Raw genomic sequence first — 17,465 nt, 5'->3', positions numbered from 1 at the left:
TCGTTTTGTCATGGACAGTACGACCGTCCGGCGGCCGGAAAGTTTAGCGATCCGGCATGCCAGACGTTAATTTGTTTGCGGAGAAGCGGCGAAGGCCCACAGCTTGCCGAGGACGAAGGTGAGCACCGCCACGCTGAACAGCACGATGCATAGCGACAGCCGGTAATCCAGCGTGGTGAAGCGCAGCAGCAGGAAATACATCGCCTCGTTGACGCAGAAGCTCAGGCAGGATACGCCGAAGAAGCGCGGCAGCGCCTGGCGGTGCGGCACGTGGCGCGCCTCGAAGGTGAAATGGCGGTGGCCCCAGTAGCTGAGCTGGAAGGCCGCCAGGAAGGCCAGCACATTGGCGGCCAAGGGCGGCAGCCCCAGCGGCACCATCACCAGCGCCACCAGCATGAAGTGCAGCAGCATCGCCGACACCCCCACCACGCCGAACCAGAACAATTGCCGGCTCATGCGCCGCGCCCGGCCTGCGGTTTGCTGATGCGGCTGATCAGGTAGGTGGGGCGGCCCTTCACTTCATTGAAGATGCGGCCGACGTATTCGCCCAGTATCCCGATCGACAACAGCTGCACGCCGCCGAGGAAGGTGACGGCGACTGCCAGCGTCGGCCAGCCGCTGACGCGGTTGCCGTACAGCAGCGTGTGGATGAATTCCCAGATCGCGTAGCCTATCGACAGCATGGAAATCACGCAGCCCACCAGCGTCCAGATCCGCAGCGGCATGTTGGAGAAGGCGGTGAGGCCGGTGAGGCCCAGGCCGAACAGGCTGCGGAAATTGAAGCTGCTCTTGCCGGCGCGGCGCTCCTGGGTTTCGGTTTCCATCGCCAGCTGGGTGAAGCCCACCCAGTTGTACAGGCCCTTCATGAAGCGGTTGCGCTCCGGCATCTGGCGCAGCGCGTCGAGGATGCTGCGGTCCAGCACGCGGAAGTCCTGGGTGTTTTCCGGGATTTTCAGCGGCGCGCCGCTGTTGAGCAGCGCGTAGAACACGCGGGTGAAGGCGCGCTTGGCCAGGGTTTCGTTGTCGCGGTTGGCGCGCACGCTGTACACCATATCGTAGCCTTGGCGCCATTTTTCCAGGAATACCGGCACCATTTCCGGCGGGTGCTGGAAGTCGCCGTCTATCAGCACCGCCACGTCGCCGGCGATATTGTCGATGCCGGCGGTGAGCGCGATTTCCTTGCCGAAGTTGCGCGACAGCTGTATCAGCGTGACCGGCAGCCGCTGGCCAGCCTCCAGCACCTTGGGCACGGTGTCGTCGCGGCTGCCGTCGTCCACCACCACCAGTTCGTGGCGCAGGCCATGCTGCGTCAGCAGCCGATGCAGCGTCTCCAGCATCGGCACGATGTTTTCCGACTCGTTGTAGGCCGGGATGATGCAGCTGACCAGCGGGTCGCGCGGGCGTTCCGCCGCGTGCAGTTCCAGCAGGTAAGGCGGGACGAAGCCGGGTTTGCGGGTGTCAGTCATGATTCTGTCCTGGGCGTTCAGCGGCTGGCGGCGGGGCGCAGCAGCAGCATGCGGTCCTTCATCACCGGGAATTCCGCCGCCTTGGCGTAAGCGGCGGCGACCGCGGCCGGCAGGCTGGCGTAGTCGCGCTGCTCGGTGACGATGAAGCTGCCGGGGTGGGCGGCCAGCAAGGCGGCCAGGGCCTCCGGTTTGGCGGTGGTGCGTACTTTGCCCTGGCTGTAGAACTCGGCGGAGAATTCGCGGCGGCTGTCCCAGTAGATCAGGATGGCGCCGGCCGCGGGGCTTTGTTGCTGCCAGGCGGCGATCACCGGCTTCTGGGTGCGGAAGTATTTGGCGCCATCGTAGCGCTGCAGGCCGATGCCGGCCAGCACCAGAATGCCGGACGACAGCGCCAGCCAGGGCAGCGCGCGGCCGGCGCGCTCGCCGCGGCCGCGGCGCCACAATTCGGCCATCAGCAGTGCCGCGCCGGGCAGCATCGGCAGCGAGTACGGGAAAATGATGTTGCCGGACAAGGTGAAGAACAGCAGCGTCATCACCGTCCACAGCGAGAGGTACAGCAGCCAGCCATCGTTCTCGCCGGCGCGGACGATGGCCGGCAGCCGGCGCGCCTGGCTAGCCAGCCAGGCCAGCATGGCGATCGACCACGGGAACAGCGCGCCGAAGGCGTAGGGCCAGATCATGCCGCGCGGGGTGGCGTGGGCGAAGCCGTATTTGTCGCCTTTCCAGCCGGAGTCGAGGAAGCGGCTGACGTGTTCGCCCATGATGAAGTAGTTGAGGAAGCCCGGGGTGCGGATTTCAGCCCAGACATACCAGGGCAGGGCGATGGCGGCGGCCAGCAGCGTGCCGGAGATCCACGGCAGCTCGGTCCATAGCCGTTTCCATTCGTTGCGGATCAGCACCCAGAAGAAGATGGGCATGCCCACCAGCACCACGTCCAGCGGCCCCTTGGCCAGGAGGCCAAGCCCAAGGCCGACGAAGAAGGCGTAGCGCCAGGCCTTGCCGCCGCCGTGCAGCGCATGCCAGAAGGCGACCTGGCTCAGCGTGACGCAGAACAGCAGCGATGGGTCGGTCATCACGGTGCCGGCGGCGCCGTAGAACAGCAGGCCGCCGCCCAGCAGCAGCGCGGCGGCGGTGGCGGCTTCGTCGCCGCCGCGGCGGCGCATCAGGCCGGCGGTCAGCCACAGCGCGCCCAGCGCCAGCAGCAGCGCCGGCAGGCGGGCGGCGAATTCATTGACGCCGAACAGCCCCATGCTGGCCGCCGACAGCCAGGTGGACAGCGGCGGCTTGGCCCAGAACGGCACGCCGTAGTCGTGCAGCGGCGTCACCCAGTTGCCGGTTTCCAGCATCTTGCGGGCGATTTCGGCGTAGCGCGCCTCGGTGGTGTCGGTCAGCGGAATGGCCCACAGCGCCGCGAGGCGTATCAACAGCAGGGCGATCAGCGCGTAAACGGCGTGTTTCCGCCAATTGGAGCTTGCAGCGTTTTTCATCCAGAGTCTTGTTTCAGAGCGCGATTGTTCCGGCGCAAGGCTATCACAGAGCGGGCCCGGCGTCTGCCCCGCGCCGGAACGCAAAACGCCACCCGAAGGTGGCGTTGGCGCGATCAGGCGATACCTTACTGGCGGCCGTGCATCATCTTTTTCAGCACGGAGGACAGCGCGAACAGGATCAGCGAGCTGGCGCCGGCCATGAACACGAACAGCATGAAGAAATCGTGCAGATTGTTGACCGCGTAGCCGAGGAAGTGCGGCACCGGCTTGGCCGGGTCCGGATACAGCTCGGACAGCGTGCCGGCGAACTTGTTGGCGGCGGCGTTGGACAGGAACCAGATGCCCATCATCAGGCTGGTGAAGCGGGCCGGCGACAGTTTCACCACCAGCGACAGGCCGATGGGAGACAGGCTCAGTTCGCCGAAGGTGTGCAGCATGTACAGGCTGACCAGCCACAGCATGCTGACCTTGACGCCCGGCTGCAGGCCGTCGACGCCGAAGGCGATCACCAGGTAGCCGATGGCCAGGAAGAACAGGCCCAGCGCCATCTTGGCCGGCGACGAGGGTTCCATGCCCTTGTTGCCCAGCTTGGTCCAGATCCAGGCGAACAGCGGCGCGAACAGCACCACCGAGATTGGGTTGATCGACTGGAAGAACGAGGCGGGAACGGTGTAGCCCAGCAGGTTGCGGTTGGTCTGCTCTTCGGCGAAGAAGGTCAGCGAGGCGCCGGCCTGCTCGAAGGCGGACCAGAAGAAGATCACGAAGGCGGACACGATCAGGATCACAGCCAGGCGCTGTTTCTCGATGCTGGTCAGCGGCGCGTGCACCACTTTTTCGCCGCTGTCGTGGTGGCGCTTCGGCGCCAGGCCGATAGGCTTGCCTTCCGGCGTCACCAGATACTGGTTCTTGAACAGGCTGAAAATGACCAGCGACAGCAGCATGCCGCAACCGGCGGCCATGAAGCCCCACTTGAAGTCGGCCGGGTTGCCGGTGTCGCCCAGGGTGCCGCACACCAGCGGCGCGAACAGCGAGCCGGCGTTGATGCCCATATAGAAGATGGTGAAAGCGGAGTCGACGCGTTTGTCGCCCGGCGCGTACAGCTGGCCCACCATCGACGAGATGTTCGGCTTGAACAGGCCGTTGCCGGCGATCAGGAAGCCCAGGCCGCCGTACAGCAGCCAGGAGGCGGCGCCGACGTTGGTCTCATGCAGCGAGCCGGAGAAGAACAGCATGAACTGGCCGATGGCCATCAGCACGCCGCCCAGCAGGATGGAGCGGCGGTTGCCCCAGTAGCGGTCGGCGATGTAGCCGCCCACCAGCGGCGTCAGGTAGACCAGGCCGGTGTAGGTGCCGTAGATGTCCGAGGCATGGGCCTTGTCGAACAGCAGAGCCTTGATCATGTAGAGCGTGAAGATGGCGCGCATGCCGTAGTAGCTGAAGCGCTCCCACATCTCGGTCACAAAGAGCAGGTAGAGCCCCTTGGGATGCGATTGTGTCGACATAGAGATTTTTCCTTGTGTGACTTGAGACATCGCCTCAACGAGCGGTGTTGTTGTTTTTTATGTATGCCTTGGATTTTGTAGGCAGCGCACGATCATATCGACTAAATGTTGAGATGTGAAAATTTTTTTAGCGAATTGTTAATTACATTGTAATAATTAGAGCATTTGCCTTGTTTTTTTGATGATTTTTATTGGGCGATTTAATTGGTTGCCATGCTTTTTCTTCATGATGGCTATCGTTTACTGTATACAATTGATTGGTCAATACCTTTTCTGTATCGATATTCCACGGTTGAATGTCTGTCGCGGCGCGGCTATCTTGGGCTGACAGGCCCGCTCGATCAGGGCCGGTTTTCCGCCAACGGCCCAAGGCGCAGCGATGAATATTCCGCCCTTTGCTTGCCCGGCGCAGACCCTGCATGGGGGGCCGCGCCCCAATTGGTACACCCTCGACATCATCCTGACGTTCGACTTTCCGCGCGCCTGAGCGCTCCTTCGCCGGTCTTCCCCTTTTCCCCGGTTTCAGCGCGGATGTCCGTGCGCGCCGCCGCGCGCCCGCGCCAGGAGACGCACCATGGCACGACGCATTCCCGAGCCCTACCGCATCAAGATGGTGGAGCCCATCCACCAGACCACTCCGCAATACCGCCGCCAAGCGCTGGACGCCGCCGGCTGGAATCCCTTTTTGCTCCGCTCCGAAGACGTGTACATCGACCTGCTGACCGATAGCGGCACCGGCGCGATGTCAGACCGGCAATGGGCCGGCCTGATGACCGGCGACGAAGCCTATGCCGGCAGCCGCAGTTTTTTCCGCCTGGCCGACACCGTGCGGGAGTTGTTCGGCTACGCCCACACCATCCCCACCCACCAGGGGCGCGGCGCCGAACAGATCCTTTTCCCGGAATTGGTCAAGCGTTGCCGCGGCGCGCGGCCGCTATTCCTGTCCAATTATCATTTCGACACCACCAAGGCCCACGTCGAGCTGGCCGGCGCGCGGGCGGTCAATGTGCTGACGCCGCAAGCGCTGGACACCGCCGCGCCTTACGACTGGAAGGGCAACTTCGACGTGCCGCGCCTGGCGGCGATCATCGCCGATGAGGGTGCCGCCAATGTCGCCGGCATCATCGTCACCATCACCTGCAACAGCGCCGGCGGCCAGCCGGTGGCGATGGACAATATCCGCGCGGTGGGGAAGCTGGCGCGCGAGCACGGCATTCCGCTGGTCATCGACGCCGCGCGCTTCGCCGAAAACGCCTGGTTCATCCGCGAGCGCGACCCGGCCTACGCCGGCAGCAGCATCGCCGCCATCGTGCGCGAGATGTTTTCGCATGGCGACATGTTCACCATGTCGGCCAAGAAGGACGCGTTGGTGAACATGGGCGGCTTGTGCTGCTTCAAGGACGACGAGGCGCTGTTCCGCGCGGTGCAGGTGAACTGCGTGCCGATGGAGGGCTTCGTCACTTACGGCGGCCTGGCCGGCCGCGACATGGAGGCATTGGCGATAGGGCTGCGGGAGGGGATGGACGACGCCTTTCTCGGCTACCGCATCGGCCAGGTGGCATATCTGGGAGAGCGGCTGCGCGAAGGCGGGGTACCGATCCAGACCCCGACCGGCGGGCACGCGGTGTTCGTCGACGCCGCGCGCCTGCTGCCGCACATCCCGGCCGAGCGCTTTCCGGCGCATGCGTTGGCCTGCGAGCTGTATCTGGAGGGCGGGGTGAGGGCGGTGGAGATCGGTTCCTTGCTGCTGGGCCGCAACCCGGCTAGCGGCTTGCAGGAGCCGTCGCCGTTCGAATTGATGCGGCTGACAGTGCCGCGCCGGGTCTACACCAACGACCATATGGACTACATCGCCGACTGCCTGGTGGAGGTGAAGCGGCGCGCCGCCGAAGTGCGCGGGCTGGCGTTCGATTACGAGCCGGCGATACTGCGCCACTTCATGGCGCGGCTGAGGCCGGCGTAGCGCGGATTGGCAGAGGCGGCGGCCGAGGCCGTCGCCGTCGGGCAAAGCTTACGGCTGCTGCGCTTGCCAGCGCTCGGCCTGTTCGCTGGCGCGCAGCAGGGCGGGGCGATCCTTCAGGCTGTTCCAGTAGGCGACCAGCTCCGGCCTGTCGCGCATATTGCCGAACTCGATGCCATAGCCTATGGTGCGGCCGACATACACGTCGGCGGCGGAAAAACGGTCGCCGGCCAGGTAGCGGCGGCCGGCCACCGCCTTGGCCAGGGTGTCCATCGTCGCCTCGTAGGAACCGTAGCCGAACATCCGCTGCTGCTCCGCGCTGGGGGTGAAGCCGGCGGCCTGGTTGGTCCAGGCGTGTTCGACGCAGCTGGCGACGAAAAACAGCCAGCGGTAGTAGTCGCCGCGCGCCGCCGGAGCCGGGGCCAGGCCGGCCTCGGGGAAGGCGTCGGCGAGATAGGCGCAGATGGCCGCGCCTTCGGTGACGATCTGTTCGCCATGGCGGATGGCCGGCACCTTGCCCATCGGGTTGACGGCCAGGTATTCGGGCGCCTTCATCGCGGCGCCGTATTCCAGCAGCACCGGGCGGTAGGGCGCGCCCACCTCCTCCAGCATCCAGTGCACGATATTGGCCCGCGATTGCGGGTTGGTATAGAAGACAAGCTCTTTCGACATGGACTGGCGCCTTTCTGTGCGGAGATTGCGGCGGGAGCGGACATGGCCGGAGAGGGAGCCGGCGCGCGCCGTTCATGCATGATGCATGGCCGGGCGAGGGGCGGCAAGCGCGCGGGAGGGTGTCAAATGGCGGTGGCGGGTTTGTGGATGCGCATGTGGAAGGTGCATTCGCCTATCACATTGAAGAAGTTCTGCACCGCCATGCTGATGTCGCCTTCATTGACCTGGCCGCTGTTGAAGCGGGTGGCCCAGGGCTCCAGAATCTTCACGTCCGATGACTCCATCACCCAATCCACGCCCAGGTAAACGCCGAGCGGCGTGTTGGAGCTGCCTTCGGCCATCCATTGCCGGTTCAGCTCCTGGTTGAACATGTGCAGGCCGGCCGCGGTGATGGGGCGCACATGGGTGGGGTCGGCCAGGTAGTTGTCGCTGCGCGGGTGCGGCACGATGATGGTGACCAGCGCGCCGGGCGCGCATACCCGGTACAGCTCCTTGATGATGCCGAGATAGGTTGCGCTGCTGGCGCCCAGGTGTTCCAGCACATGGCTCATCAGGATCTCGTCCACCGAGTTGTCGTCCCAGGGCCAGGGAAACTGTTCCAGATCCGCCACCAGATCGGGGTGGCAGGCCGCCTGGGAGTCGACGTTGAGGAAGCCGGGGCGCCGGTCGTGGCCGCAGCCGAGATTGAGTTTGAGCATGCCGATTACCGCTGGAGTCGGGGTGATTGGCAGTGTAGCCGCGGCCGAGGCCGCCGGCAAAATTTCGCGGCGGCCGGCTTGCGGATGCCAGCTGCCGGCACCATCATCTGGACAATGAGCCGGGCGTGGCCCGGCGAAGGGAGGGCAGGCATGTTTGAACGTTTGCGGCAGCTGTTGACGGCAGGGGGCGCCCGCTACCGGGTGATCGAGCATCCGGCCGAGGGCAATTCGCGCAAGGTGGCCGATGTCCGCGGCACCGAGGCGGGTCAGGGGGCCAAGGCGATGTTGTGCAAGGTGGCGGATCAGACCGGCCAATTCGTGCTGGCGGTGCTGCCTGGCGACGAACGGGTGGATTTCGCCAAGGTGGCCGCCGCCATCGGCGCGCGCAAGGTGAAGCTGGCGGACGCGGCCGAGGTCGAAGCGGCCACCGGCTGCGTGATCGGCTCGATTCCGCCGTTCAGCTTCAGCCCGGTCATCCGGCTGGTGGTGGATCCGCAGCTGCTGGCGCGTTATTCGGAGATCGCCTTCAACGCCGGCCGGCTGGACGCGTCCATCGTGCTGAACGGCGACGATTACCGCCGGCTCGCGCAACCGCTGCTGGCCGACATCCGCAAGGAGAGCGCCTGATGACCGGCGCGAGCGAGCCGCTGGCCGGCTACGCGCGGGCGATCATGGGCGGCGCCGGCGCCGAGCGCATCGTCGGCCGCGAAGATAAGCAGGACAGCTGGCGCGAGGCCGACTGCGAGGTGACGCTGCGGGAGCGGGTGTACCGCTTCGACAACGGCGTGGCGATCCGCCGCAGCATAGAGGTGGACGATTACCCCAGCGAGCTGGTCTGCGCCGAGAGCTGGATTACCTATGAAGTATTGGAGCTGGGCGGCTCGCCCGGGATAGAGCCGATGCGCAAGAGTTTCGACAACGGCTGCCGCGAGGCTTTCTGGCTGCGCTACCACGCGGACCTGTCGATCTGAGCCGGCTCAATCCGGCGCGGCCAGCCAGGCCTGGTCGAAATCCATCCAGCCGCACTGCGCCAGCGTGACGTCCTGCAATTGCGGCGCGAACGCCATCGCCTGTTCATGGTGGCGCAGCGGAATCAGGCTGGCTTCCGCCACCAGCGCGCGCGCCAGCGCCTCATAGCCCTGCCAGCGCCGTTCGGCGTCCGGCTCCATCGCCAGTTGTTGTTCCGCCGCGCGCATTCTGTGCCGGGCCGCCGCTTCCAGCCAGCAGTGGTAGCCGGCGTCCTGGCACAGCCATTGATAGACGCCGAAATCCACGTCGTCGGCCATCGCTTCGCCGCTTAGCAGCAGGTCGGCGCCGTCCAGCCAGTCGCAGCGGGCGAAGTCGGGGTAGGGCATCACCGTCAGCTCGATGCGGCAGCCGGCGTCCCGCAACCGGCGCGCCACCGCCTCGGCCAGCTCGATATGGTCGGGCAACTGGTAGGTGGCCAGCCGCAGCGTCGCCGGCAGCCGAGGCGCCGGCGGCTGGATGGGCGCCGGCCGGTGCCGCCATTGCGGCAGCATGCCCAGCGCCGCTTCGCCGGGCAGCGGGGCCTGCCAGACGGCCGGATGCAGCCAGTCGGCCAGCGCCCGCCGTTGAACAGAGTCCAGCCGGGCCGGATTCGCCGCCAGATAGCTGCAGCCAGCCTCCAGCCGGCGCAGCGACGGTTGGCCGCCCGGTTCGCCGGGATGGCAGAAGCGCGCGTCCAGCCTGGCCTTCACCTCGGGATCGTCCACCACCCAGATATCCACCGCGTCCAGCAGCGGCCTTTCCTTCCAGTGGCGGTCGAAGGCGCGCAGCGTGGCGCGATAGTCGTTGTTGGCCTCCAGCCGGAATGCGCCGGTGCCGATGGGGAAGCGGCCGAAATCGGCTTGCGGCCAGCATTCCCGCGGCAGGATGGAGGCGGCGCTGTCGGCCAGCCGCCGCGGCAACAAAGCATCGGGGCGGGTCAGGCGGATGTGGACGGTCAGCGGCGCCGGCAGGTTCACATCAGCCAGATGCGCGAACAGGCGCTGATGCGGGCCGGCCTCGTCGCGCAGCCGCAGCAGCGTCTGGCGGACGTCTTCGCCATCCAGCGCGCGGCCGTTGTGGAAAACGACGCCGGGGCGCAGATGGAAGCGCCAGTTTCGCCATTCGCCGTCATGGCGCCAATGATGAGACAGCGCTGGGACGATTTGCCCCCGCGCGCGGTCGTAGCGTGTGAGTCCGTCGAAAATCTGGCGGATCAGGTGGCACTCGGTGCGGCGGTTGATCTGGACCGGGTCCAGGCTGTGCAGCGGCCGGTAGAAGGGCAGGCGCAGCGTCTGCGGTTCGGACGGGGCGACGCCGAGATAGGCCGGCAGCAATTCGGTGATTTGGCGGCGCGCGGCGGCGGGCAGCAGCCGCATCGCTTTTTCGATGTCGCCGTTGGCCAGGAACCCGCGCGCCGCTTCCCTTTCCAGCTGGCTGGCCGGCGCCAGCAGCCGCAGCCGCGACGCATGGCCGCGCCCCTGGCCGGGCTGCCATCGCAGCCAGCCGTTATCCGCCATGCTCTGTAGCAGTTCGCGGGCGTGGCGCGGGCTGCAATGCAGGGCGGCGGCGATGTCGGCCAGCCGCGCCGGGCCGTCGTGGGCGGGGTAGGCCAGGCTCAGTCGCTGGTAGTGTTGGAGCAGGCGCATAAAAGGGGAGGAATGGTTTTGATTTGTTCCATTTTTATTCCCGCTTTTGTGCCGGATACTGCCGCTTCTGTCAAATGTCATGGAGCGCGCATGTCCGCGGTTTCTTCCCTTTCTTTATGGCGGCAGCCGGTGTTCGCCGGCCTGTTCGCTTCCACCGCGCTGCTGGCGCTGGGCGGCCAGATCTATCAGCTGGCCCTGCCCTTGATCCTGTACGAGCTGACCCATTCGCTGGCGGCGATGAGCAATCTGCGCGCGGTGGAGTTTTTGCCCAATCTGCTGCTGGCGGCGGTGATCGGCGTGTGGGTGGACCGGGTATGCCGCCGCCGCTGGGCGCAGCGCGCCTTGCTGGCGATGGCCGCGCTGCTGGGCGTTTGCGCGCTGGCGCTGGCCGGCGGCTGGATGGCCGCATGGCTGTTCTATCCGCTGACCTTTTGCGTGATGCTGTGCAACTACGTGACCGCCATCTGCCGGATGGCGCTGGTGAAGGAGAGCGTGCCGCCGGCGCAGCTGGTGCAGGCCAATGGTTATCTGGGCAGCTTGTTCGACGTGTTCGCCGTCAGCGGTCCGGTGTTGTCCGGACTGTTGATCGCCTGGGCGCGTCCGCATTGGAGCCTGGGCGTGCCGGCGCTGATGTTTTTGTTGTCGGCGCTGCTGATGGCCAGGGTGCCGGCGCCAGGGCCGGGACAGGCCGGCGAGCGGCGTTTTGGGGCGGAATTGGCCGCCGGCTGGCGGGCGCTGCGCGGCAATTCGGCGTTGTGGCAGCTGAGCTGGGTGGTGGTGCTGGCCAATGGCGCGGCAGGCGTCGCCGAGGTGTTGTTTCTGTTCCGCGCCCGCGACCAGCTGGGTTTTTCGCCCGGCCAGTTGGGGCTGCTGTTCGGCTGCGCCGGCGCGGGCGGCATCGCGGCGGGCTTGTGCGTGGCGCGGGTGCGCAAGGCGCTGGGCCTGGGGCGGATGATCTGCCTGGCTTTGCTGTTGGAGGCGGCCGGCATGGCGGCGCAGGCGTGGCTTGGCGATCTGCGCTGGCTGGCGGCGGCGATGGCGCTGCAGAGCTTCGCGGTGGTGTGCGGCAATGTCGGCGTGTGGAGCTACCGCCAGGAGGCGACGCCGACAGCGCTGATCGGCCGGGTGTCCGGCCTGACCGGTTCCTTGTTCAAGCTGCTGATGCCGCTGGCGCTGGTTTTGGGCGGCGCGCTGTCGGCGGACATGCCGCTGCGGGATTTGATGCTGGCGACGGCGGTCTGGCAGGCGGGGGCGGCGCTATTGTGCGGGCTGAGCCGGGTAAGGACGCTGGTCTGAGCGCCGACGGCCCGCTGGCGGGCGGTCCGCCCGGCGCTTAATTGGCGGCCGGCTCCAGCTTGGGCTGGCCCAGCTGCACCATCGGGCCTTCGCCGGGCTTCCACTCGCCCTGGATGCGCCAGGTCTTGGCGTGGTCTTCCAGCTGGATGTACCAGTGGTTGGCGATGACCGGCGTCTTGGGCAGGATGCCCTGGTACAGATTGGGGCCGGCCAGCGTCATTTCGGCGGACAGGTCGTAGTCGTCCTGCGCCGGGTGGATCATGCTCAGCGCGATGGTGTCTGGCAGCGGCGCCTTGCTGCTGGTGACCAGGCGCAGGCTGCGGCCGTCGCTGCCCAGCATCAATTGCGCGGTCAGCCCCATCCGCGCGGCGGCCTTGTCGCGCCGCAGCTCCATATTGATGGCCTTGCCCTTCTTGTAGTAGTCGTCGGTCACCAGGCCGTCGTCCGACTTGATGGCGGCGGCGAGGAAGCCGATGCCGACGATGATGGAGACCAGCGGGATGCCGAACAGGATCCACGGCCAGGGTTCGCGGTACCAGGGGCGGGGCGGGTGGGCGGTGTGTTGCATGTCTTACTCTCCGATGAAGCTGGACTTCTCTTCCACGCGCAGGGAAGGGTTGTTGATGGACTGGATGGCGAAGCGGATCGGGTGGCTGCCCTTGGTCGCGTACTGCGGGTCGGCCTCCACGTGGACGGTGACGGCTTCGGTCTGGGTGGCGTCGACGCGGATTTCCGGCTTTTCCGCCTTGGCGCGGATGCCGGGCAGGCCTTCGGCTGTGATGCGGAAGCGCTGGCTTTGTTCCGTGGTGTTGATGATCTTGACGATATAGGTGTTCTCCAGCCAGCCCTCGTCGGTTTCGCGCACCAGCGAGGCGCGGTCGCGGATGATGTCCACCTTGAACGGCTTGCGCAGCGCCAGCGAGGTGATGGCGGCGGTAAATATGATGAGCAACACCAGGCTGTACAGCACCACGCGCGGGCGTTTCAGCCGCGAGGGGATGGCTTTTTCCGGATATTTGCCTTCCAGCGCGTTTTCGGTGGTATAGCGGATCAGGCCGCGCGGGTAGCTCATCTTGTCCATCACGTCGTCGCAGGCGTCGATGCAGGCGGCGCAGCCTATGCACTCGTATTGCAGGCCGTTGCGGATATCGATGCCCACCGGGCACACCTGCACGCAGATGCTGCAGTTGATGCAGTCGCCCAGGCCCTGCTCTTTCGGATCGGCGCCTTTCTTGCGCGAGCCGCGCGGCTCGCCGCGGGCCTCGTCGTAGGAGATGATCAGGGTGTCGGCGTCGAACATCACGCTCTGGAAACGGGCGTACGGGCACATGTATTTGCACACTTGCTCGCGCATGAATACCGCGAACAGATAGGTGAAGCCGCCGTAGAAGAACATCCAGAAGGTTTCCCACGGTCCGTAGCCGAAGCTGGGAATGGCGGCCACCAGGCTGCGTATCGGCGTGAAATAGCCGACCAGCGTGAAGCCGGTCCACAGCGAGAACGCCAGCATGATGAAATGCTTGGTGAACTTCAGCCGGAATTTGGCCAGGCTCATCGGCGCGGCGTCCAGCTTCATGCGCTTGCCGCGGTCGCCCTCCACCCATTGCTCTATCCACAGCATGATCTCGGTGTACACCGTTTGCGGACAGGAATAGCCGCACCACAGCCGGCCGGCGATGGTGGTCCAGGTAAACAGGCCGAAGGCGCAGCACATCAGCAGCGCGGCGAGATAGACGAAGTCCTGCGGCCAGATGGTGAGGCCGAACAGGTAGAATTTGCGGCCGACCATGTCGAAGAATACCGCCTGGCGGCCGTTCCATTGCAGCCAAGGCAGGCCGAGGTACAGCAGCTGGGTGCCGACGACGAACAGGATGCGGAGGTTGTTGAACACGCCTTTGACCGCGCGCGGGTAGATTTTCTTCTGAGCCTCGTACAGCGAGACGGTGGCGGTGTCCTGGCCGCTGTTTTCAACCTTGATCGGGATTTTCTTCAACGAGTCTGACATGTCGCGTTCCTGAAGAGGACTTGGCGAAGCTCACCGTGCGATGCGCTCTGCCAAAGCCTCTGGGGGTGGGGAGGCGGGTCGGGAAACGCCGTCCGCGCGGGCGGACGGCGCCTAGACCCGGCTTATTGCGGGGCTTTGGGGTTGTTGGACAGGCTCCAGACGTAGGCGGCCAGCAGGTGGACCTTGCCTTCGCCGAGGAAGTCTTTCCAGGCGGGCATCTGGCCGTTGCGGCCATTGGTGATGGTTTCGATGATGGCCTTCTCGGTGCCGCCGTACAGCCAGCTGCCGGATGGGTGGGTCAGGTTGGGCGCGCCCATTTCCTGCTTGCCCTTGCCGTCCACGCCGTGGCAGACCGAGCACAGCGCGGCGAAGGTTTCCTTGCCGCGGCTGGCGCGTTCGGCGTCGTACTTGCGGGCTTTGGCCGAGATCGACAGCACGTAGTTGGCCACGTCCTTGACCTTTTCCTCGCCCAGCGTCGCGCCCCAGGCCGGCATCTGGCCGTGGCGGCCGCCCATGATGGTGGTCTTGATGGTGGCCGGTTCGCCGCCGTACAGCCAGTCATGGTTCACCAGGTTGGGGAAGCCCTTGGCGCCGCGCGCGTCGGCGCCGTGGCACTGCACGCAGTAGGTCTGGAACAGGCGTTTGCCCATTTCCTGCGCCTGCGGGTCGGCTGCCACCGTTTTCAGGTCCTGTTTCAGGTACTTGTCGTACAGCGGGCGGTATTTGGCTTCGGCCTTGTTGCGCTCCACCGTGTACTGGTCCACCGATGTCCAGCCGAACAGGCCCTTGAAGTTGCCCAGCCCCGGGTACAGCACCAGGTAGACGATGGCGAACAGCAGCGTGATGTAGAACATCAGCATCCACCAGCGCGGCAGCGGATTGTTGTACTCGGCCAGGTCGCCATCCCAGACGTGGCCGGTGATTTCGACTTCTTCCCCCTTCTTGACCGTGGTCTTGGACTGGGTGAACACCAGCAGGGTCAGCCAGATCAATCCCCCCAGCACGATCACGGAAATCCAGATGCTCCAGAAATCACTCAGGTATTGATTCATTTTCTTGCTCCGTTGGAAGCCTGCTCCTGGCCGGCTTCCTGCACCTTGTCGTCGTCGAGGAAGGGCAGGTTGGCTGCCTCCTCATAGCGGCCTTTGGAGCGTTTGCTATAGGCGATGATCAGCACCACGATGAAGAACGCGAAGCAGACCACGGTGAACAGCGAACGTCCTAACGTAACCCAGTCCATGGCTCAGCGCTTATTCGTCAGCGCAAGGCCCAGGCCTTGCAGGTAAGCGACCAGCGCATCCATTTCGGATTTGCCCTCGACCTGGGCCTTGGCCTCGGCGATGTCCTTGTCGCTGTACGGCACGCCCACTTTGCGCAGCGCCTCCATCTTCAGCGGCATCACCTCGGCGTCTACCAGGTTCTTGGCCAGCCACGGGAAGGCCGGCATATTGGACTCCGGCACCACGTCGCGCGGGTTGTTCAGGTGCACGCGGTGCCATTCGTCGGAATAGCGGCCGCCCACGCGGGCCAGATCGGGGCCGGTGCGCTTGGAGCCCCATTGGAAGGGATGGTCGTACACCGACTCGCCGGCCACCGAGTAGTGGCCGTAGCGTTCGGTTTCGGCGCGGAACGGGCGGATCATCTGCGAGTGGCAGTTGTAGCAGCCTTCGCGCACGTAGATGTCGCGGCCGGCCAACTGCAGCGCGGTGTAGGGCTTGACGCCGGCGACAGGCTCGGTGACGGACTTCTGGAACGCCAGAGGCAGGATTTCCACCAGGCCCGCCACGCTTACCACCAGCAGGGTCAGCACAATCAGCCAACCCACGTGTTCTTCGATCAGTTTCTGGATTTTGTCCATGATTTTTCCTTCGCCTTCTTAGTGGGCTTCAGCGGTGAGGGCCGGAATCTTGGCATCCACGGCGCGGCCGGAGGAGACGGTGCGGAAGGTGTTGTAAGCCATCAGCAGCATGCCGGACAGATACAGGGCGCCGCCGAGGAAGCGCACGAAGTGGTAGGGGTAGGTGGCTTTCACCGCTTCGACGAAGGCATAGGTCAGCGTGCCGTCCGGGTTCAGCGCGCGCCACATCAGGCCCTGGGTCACGCCGGAAATCCACAGCGCGGCGATGTACAGCACCACGCCGACGGTGGCCAGCCAGAAGTGGGCTTCGATCAGCTTGACGCTGTGCATGGAATCGCGGCCGAACAGGCGCGGAATCAGGTAGTACATCGAGCCGATGGTGATGAAGCCCACCCAGCCCAGCGCGCCGGAGTGCACGTGGCCGATGGTCCAGTCGGTGTAGTGGGACAAGGCGTTGACGGTCTTGATCGACATCATCGGGCCTTCGAAGGTGGACATGCCGTAGAACGACAGCGACACCACCAGGAATTTCAGCACCGGGTCGGTGCGCAGCTTATGCCAGGCGCCGGACAGCGTCATGATGCCGTTGATCATGCCGCCCCAGGACGGCGCCAGCAGCACCAGCGAAAACACCATGCCGACCGATTGGGTCCAGTCCGGCAGGGCGGTGTAGTGCAGGTGGTGCGGACCGGCCCACATATAGGTGAAGATCAGCGCCCAGAAGTGCACCACGGACAGGCGGTAGGAGTAAACCGGGCGGCCGGCCTGCTTGGGCACGAAGTAGTACATCATGCCGAGGAAGGCGGCGGTCAGGAAGAAGCCCACCGCGTTGTGGCCGTACCACCACTGCACCATCGCGTCGACGGCGCCGGAGTAGACCGAATAGGACTTCCACAGCGTCACCGGCACGAAGGCGGAATTGACGATGTGCAGCAGCGCCACCGCCAGGATGAAGGCGCCGTAGAACCAGTTGGCCACGTAGATGTGCTTGACCTTGCGGATGGCGATGGTGCCGAAGAACACGATCGCGTACACCACCCAGGTGACGGCGATCAGCAGTTTGATCGGCCATTCGAGTTCGGCGTATTCCTTGCCGAAGGTGAAGCCCAGCGGCAGGGTGATGGCGGCCAGCACGATGACCAGCTGCCAGGCCCAGAAGGTGAAGGCGGCCAGCTTGTCGGAAATCAGGCGGACGTTACAGGTGCGCTGCACCACGTAATAGGAAGTGGCGAACAGGCCGCAGCCGCCGAAGGCGAAGATCACGGCGTTGGTGTGCAGCGGGCGCAGGCGGCCGAAGTGGAACCAGGGCCCGAAATTGAGCTCGGGCCATACCAGCTGGGCCGCAATGATGACGCCCACCAACATGCCGACTATGCCCCAAACTACGGTCATGATGGCAAATTGGCGCACCACCTTATAGTTATAAGTGGATTGCGTTTCCATTTAAGGTTTTCTCCAAGGTTGCTAACTCAGAACATGACAAACCGTGGCGACTTGAACTTTTTCCCCGCATCCCAATCTGCAGAGAAGAAGTCAGCCGCGGGGAACCGATCTATTTCAAAGTTGAACCAGGTGCTTGACCTGTACTGATAGGCTTTGATGTCTGTATTAGCATTTCGCCAGCCTTTCCGACAGCACCAAATTTCCACTCGAACAATGCCGTTATTCTAAATCAATTGCCATATGCGAGCCAGTTGCATAGCCGGCATGGATCGGTCCCTGCATGTCTTACGCGCGATGTTTCAAGGGTAGCAATGTGAACAGTTCATGTTGCCACTCATGCAATTGTATTGTCCTGTCGGCAACGCTCATTGACATGGATCAATGCAGCACGAGTGACGCCGCGAAATCCGCGGTAATGCTAGAA

Annotated in this window: 18 protein-coding genes; 4 read left to right on the top strand and 14 right to left on the bottom strand. The window is 64.9% G+C overall.

The genetic code is table 11. From position 1 onward, the window contains the following. Nucleotides 1-66: 66 nt before the first annotated feature. From U6115_RS18820 to U6115_RS18800, 5 genes are all read right to left on the bottom strand, one after another. Nucleotides 67-456: a GtrA family protein gene (locus U6115_RS18820; protein WP_043575709.1), complete on the bottom strand. Its 390-nt coding sequence runs from the start codon at nucleotides 454-456 to the stop codon at nucleotides 67-69. Next, nucleotides 453-1,466: a glycosyltransferase family 2 protein gene (locus U6115_RS18815; RefSeq protein WP_052258089.1), complete on the bottom strand. Its 1,014-nt coding sequence runs from the start codon at nucleotides 1,464-1,466 to the stop codon at nucleotides 453-455. Before U6115_RS18815 ends, U6115_RS18820 begins: the two co-directional genes overlap by 4 nt. Nucleotides 1,467-1,483: 17 nt before the next feature. After that, nucleotides 1,484-2,953, bottom strand: coding sequence for an ArnT family glycosyltransferase (locus U6115_RS18810; protein ID WP_043575707.1), 1,470 nt, complete (start codon nucleotides 2,951-2,953; stop codon nucleotides 1,484-1,486). A 125-nt stretch (nucleotides 2,954-3,078) separates the two neighbouring features. Then, nucleotides 3,079-4,455 (bottom strand): peptide MFS transporter, encoded by a 1,377-nt coding sequence (locus U6115_RS18805; RefSeq protein WP_052258088.1) that lies wholly within the window; start codon nucleotides 4,453-4,455, stop codon nucleotides 3,079-3,081. Between the two features lie 142 nt (nucleotides 4,456-4,597). Continuing rightward, nucleotides 4,598-4,876, bottom strand: a complete 279-nt coding sequence (locus U6115_RS18800; protein WP_146008450.1) for a hypothetical protein — start codon at nucleotides 4,874-4,876, stop codon at nucleotides 4,598-4,600. 153 nt (nucleotides 4,877-5,029) lie between these two features. Between U6115_RS18800 and U6115_RS18795 the strand changes: the two genes are divergently transcribed. Next, nucleotides 5,030-6,418, top strand: a complete 1,389-nt coding sequence (locus tag U6115_RS18795; protein ID WP_043575703.1) for a tryptophanase — start codon at nucleotides 5,030-5,032, stop codon at nucleotides 6,416-6,418. 48 nt (nucleotides 6,419-6,466) lie between these two features. Here the strand turns inward: U6115_RS18795 and U6115_RS18790 are convergent, their stop codons facing one another. After that, complete coding sequence (locus U6115_RS18790; protein ID WP_043575700.1) at nucleotides 6,467-7,087, bottom strand: glutathione S-transferase family protein; 621 nt, start codon at nucleotides 7,085-7,087, stop codon at nucleotides 6,467-6,469. A gap of 122 nt (nucleotides 7,088-7,209) precedes the next feature. Then, the gene (locus U6115_RS18785) at nucleotides 7,210-7,785 is read right to left on the bottom strand and encodes a class I SAM-dependent methyltransferase (RefSeq protein WP_047257970.1); all 576 of its coding nucleotides are present in this window, start codon (nucleotides 7,783-7,785) and stop codon (nucleotides 7,210-7,212) included. A 150-nt stretch (nucleotides 7,786-7,935) separates the two neighbouring features. Between U6115_RS18785 and U6115_RS18780 the strand changes: the two genes are divergently transcribed. Together U6115_RS18780 and U6115_RS18775 are read left to right on the top strand one after the other, a co-directional pair. Beyond that, a complete protein-coding gene (locus U6115_RS18780; RefSeq protein ID WP_043575698.1) occupies nucleotides 7,936-8,412 on the top strand; it encodes a YbaK/prolyl-tRNA synthetase associated domain-containing protein in 477 nt (158 codons plus the stop codon). Next, nucleotides 8,412-8,756, top strand: a complete 345-nt coding sequence (locus tag U6115_RS18775) for a hypothetical protein (RefSeq protein ID WP_052258087.1) — start codon at nucleotides 8,412-8,414, stop codon at nucleotides 8,754-8,756. Before U6115_RS18780 ends, U6115_RS18775 begins: the two co-directional genes overlap by 1 nt. Before the next feature lie 6 nt (nucleotides 8,757-8,762). Here U6115_RS18775 and U6115_RS18770 read toward each other — a convergent pair whose 3' ends face one another. Continuing rightward, nucleotides 8,763-10,439, bottom strand: coding sequence for an SgrR family transcriptional regulator (locus U6115_RS18770; RefSeq protein ID WP_043575696.1), 1,677 nt, complete (start codon nucleotides 10,437-10,439; stop codon nucleotides 8,763-8,765). A gap of 90 nt (nucleotides 10,440-10,529) precedes the next feature. On the opposite strand from U6115_RS18770, the gene U6115_RS18765 reads away from it, so the two are divergent. Next, entirely contained in the window at nucleotides 10,530-11,735 is a 1,206-nt protein-coding gene (locus U6115_RS18765) for an MFS transporter (protein WP_043575694.1), read from the top strand. 37 nt (nucleotides 11,736-11,772) lie between these two features. On the opposite strand, the gene U6115_RS18760 is transcribed toward U6115_RS18765, so the two are convergent. From U6115_RS18760 to ccoN, 6 genes are all read right to left on the bottom strand, one after another. Next, the gene (locus U6115_RS18760) at nucleotides 11,773-12,303 is read right to left on the bottom strand and encodes a FixH family protein (protein ID WP_043575692.1); all 531 of its coding nucleotides are present in this window, start codon (nucleotides 12,301-12,303) and stop codon (nucleotides 11,773-11,775) included. A 3-nt stretch (nucleotides 12,304-12,306) separates the two neighbouring features. Next, the gene (gene ccoG / locus U6115_RS18755; protein WP_043575690.1) at nucleotides 12,307-13,740 is read right to left on the bottom strand and encodes a cytochrome c oxidase accessory protein CcoG; all 1,434 of its coding nucleotides are present in this window, start codon (nucleotides 13,738-13,740) and stop codon (nucleotides 12,307-12,309) included. Between the two features lie 122 nt (nucleotides 13,741-13,862). Next, nucleotides 13,863-14,792, bottom strand: coding sequence for a cytochrome-c oxidase, cbb3-type subunit III (ccoP, locus tag U6115_RS18750; RefSeq protein WP_043575688.1), 930 nt, complete (start codon nucleotides 14,790-14,792; stop codon nucleotides 13,863-13,865). Further along, nucleotides 14,789-14,980 (bottom strand): cbb3-type cytochrome oxidase subunit 3, encoded by a 192-nt coding sequence (locus U6115_RS18745; protein WP_043575686.1) that lies wholly within the window; start codon nucleotides 14,978-14,980, stop codon nucleotides 14,789-14,791. Before U6115_RS18745 ends, ccoP begins: the two co-directional genes overlap by 4 nt. Before the next feature lie 3 nt (nucleotides 14,981-14,983). Then, entirely contained in the window at nucleotides 14,984-15,598 is a 615-nt protein-coding gene (gene ccoO / locus U6115_RS18740; RefSeq protein ID WP_043575683.1) for a cytochrome-c oxidase, cbb3-type subunit II, read from the bottom strand. Nucleotides 15,599-15,616: 18 nt separating this feature from the next. After that, nucleotides 15,617-17,041 (bottom strand): cytochrome-c oxidase, cbb3-type subunit I, encoded by a 1,425-nt coding sequence (gene ccoN / locus U6115_RS18735; RefSeq protein WP_043575681.1) that lies wholly within the window; start codon nucleotides 17,039-17,041, stop codon nucleotides 15,617-15,619. Nucleotides 17,042-17,465 lie beyond the last annotated feature (424 nt).

Source organism: Chromobacterium subtsugae (genome assembly GCF_035919665.1).
Classification (GTDB): domain Bacteria; phylum Pseudomonadota; class Gammaproteobacteria; order Burkholderiales; family Chromobacteriaceae; genus Chromobacterium; species Chromobacterium subtsugae.
This window is presented reverse-complemented; position numbering and strand designations above follow the sequence as displayed.

What these genes read in the sequence shown, in the direction of transcription:
- U6115_RS18820 (WP_043575709.1), bottom strand. Translation starts at nt 456, where the DNA reads ATGAGCCGGCAATTGTTCTGGTTCGGCGTGGTGGGGGTGTCGGCGATG.
- U6115_RS18815 (WP_052258089.1), bottom strand. Translation starts at nt 1,466, where the DNA reads ATGACTGACACCCGCAAACCCGGCTTCGTCCCGCCTTACCTGCTGGAA.
- U6115_RS18810 (WP_043575707.1), bottom strand. Translation starts at nt 2,953, where the DNA reads ATGAAAAACGCTGCAAGCTCCAATTGGCGGAAACACGCCGTTTACGCG.
- U6115_RS18805 (WP_052258088.1), bottom strand. Translation starts at nt 4,455, where the DNA reads ATGTCGACACAATCGCATCCCAAGGGGCTCTACCTGCTCTTTGTGACC.
- U6115_RS18800 (WP_146008450.1), bottom strand. Translation starts at nt 4,876, where the DNA reads ATGCAGGGTCTGCGCCGGGCAAGCAAAGGGCGGAATATTCATCGCTGC.
- U6115_RS18795 (WP_043575703.1), top strand. Translation starts at nt 5,030, where the DNA reads ATGGCACGACGCATTCCCGAGCCCTACCGCATCAAGATGGTGGAGCCC.
- U6115_RS18790 (WP_043575700.1), bottom strand. Translation starts at nt 7,087, where the DNA reads ATGTCGAAAGAGCTTGTCTTCTATACCAACCCGCAATCGCGGGCCAAT.
- U6115_RS18785 (WP_047257970.1), bottom strand. Translation starts at nt 7,785, where the DNA reads ATGCTCAAACTCAATCTCGGCTGCGGCCACGACCGGCGCCCCGGCTTC.
- U6115_RS18780 (WP_043575698.1), top strand. Translation starts at nt 7,936, where the DNA reads ATGTTTGAACGTTTGCGGCAGCTGTTGACGGCAGGGGGCGCCCGCTAC.
- U6115_RS18775 (WP_052258087.1), top strand. Translation starts at nt 8,412, where the DNA reads ATGACCGGCGCGAGCGAGCCGCTGGCCGGCTACGCGCGGGCGATCATG.
- U6115_RS18770 (WP_043575696.1), bottom strand. Translation starts at nt 10,439, where the DNA reads ATGCGCCTGCTCCAACACTACCAGCGACTGAGCCTGGCCTACCCCGCC.
- U6115_RS18765 (WP_043575694.1), top strand. Translation starts at nt 10,530, where the DNA reads ATGTCCGCGGTTTCTTCCCTTTCTTTATGGCGGCAGCCGGTGTTCGCC.
- U6115_RS18760 (WP_043575692.1), bottom strand. Translation starts at nt 12,303, where the DNA reads ATGCAACACACCGCCCACCCGCCCCGCCCCTGGTACCGCGAACCCTGG.
- ccoG (WP_043575690.1), bottom strand. Translation starts at nt 13,740, where the DNA reads ATGTCAGACTCGTTGAAGAAAATCCCGATCAAGGTTGAAAACAGCGGC.
- ccoP (WP_043575688.1), bottom strand. Translation starts at nt 14,792, where the DNA reads ATGAATCAATACCTGAGTGATTTCTGGAGCATCTGGATTTCCGTGATC.
- U6115_RS18745 (WP_043575686.1), bottom strand. Translation starts at nt 14,980, where the DNA reads ATGGACTGGGTTACGTTAGGACGTTCGCTGTTCACCGTGGTCTGCTTC.
- ccoO (WP_043575683.1), bottom strand. Translation starts at nt 15,598, where the DNA reads ATGGACAAAATCCAGAAACTGATCGAAGAACACGTGGGTTGGCTGATT.
- ccoN (WP_043575681.1), bottom strand. Translation starts at nt 17,041, where the DNA reads ATGGAAACGCAATCCACTTATAACTATAAGGTGGTGCGCCAATTTGCC.